General features: G+C 50.8%; 1 protein-coding gene. It reads left to right on the forward strand.

The window, feature by feature from the left end; translation table 11 throughout:
• Positions 1-920 (forward strand): AAA family ATPase (locus AB4503_RS25500; protein WP_372115922.1); only part of this gene is annotated, 920 nt, incomplete at both ends.

Consider the following 920-nt stretch of genomic DNA (forward strand, 5'->3'; position numbering starts at 1 on the left):
TGGACGACGCAAGCCGCGCTGGAGACTGAAAAGCGCATCTTACAAAACATCGATGATGGTAAAGGCCAACATCAACCTTTTGCAACGCCTAAGCAGGTGCAAGACTTTTTCGATACCAAGCCTCGCTTAACCCAAGGGCAAAAGGACGCCATCACCCTTATCTCAACCACCAAGGACAGCTTTGTGGCCATCCAAGGGTTAGCCGGTACAGGTAAGTCCACCATGCTTGAATCCAATATTGAACTTATCCAGTTAGTCAAAGAAGCCAGCCAGCAGCCAGAGCAAAGCGTCATCGGTCTTGCGCCCACTCACGCAGCGGTAGCAGAGCTCGAAAGCAAAGGCGTGAAAGCGCAAACCCTGGAAAGCTTGCTCTCTGACATCCGACAAGGCAATCGAGAAGCCAGTGACTATCAACACACCTTGTTCTTTCTCGATGAAAGCTCCATGGTCAGCAACAAGCAAGCCGATGAGTTCACAAAGCTGGTCAATGACAGTCAGTCCAAAACAGCCAAATTGGGCGATAAAGAGCAGCTTTTATCACTCAGTGCCGGTAAACCCTTTGAGCTGGCCATAAGCCAAGGCCGCATCGATACCGCTTACATGACCGATATGGTACGTCCACAAAATGACACCCTGCACAATGCACAGCAAAACACCATTGATAAACAGCCACTCAGCGCCCTAGATAAACTCCAGCAGCAAGCCCCTGATACTCAAAGCAACAGTCAACATGTCATTTCCACGTTGGATGAAAACGACAAAGACCGACGCAGAGCGCAGCTCACCGCCACAGAGAAGCTGCCCTACATGGTCGCCAAAGACTATTTAGAGCGCACCCCCGAAACGCGAGACAACACACTGATTATCGCGTACACCAACCAGGAGCGAGACACCATCACCGAACACATCCGTGTCGGTTT

The organism is Vibrio sp. 10N.222.55.B11 (genome assembly GCF_041473705.1).
Taxonomy (GTDB): Bacteria; Pseudomonadota; Gammaproteobacteria; order Enterobacterales; family Vibrionaceae; genus Vibrio; species Vibrio crassostreae_C.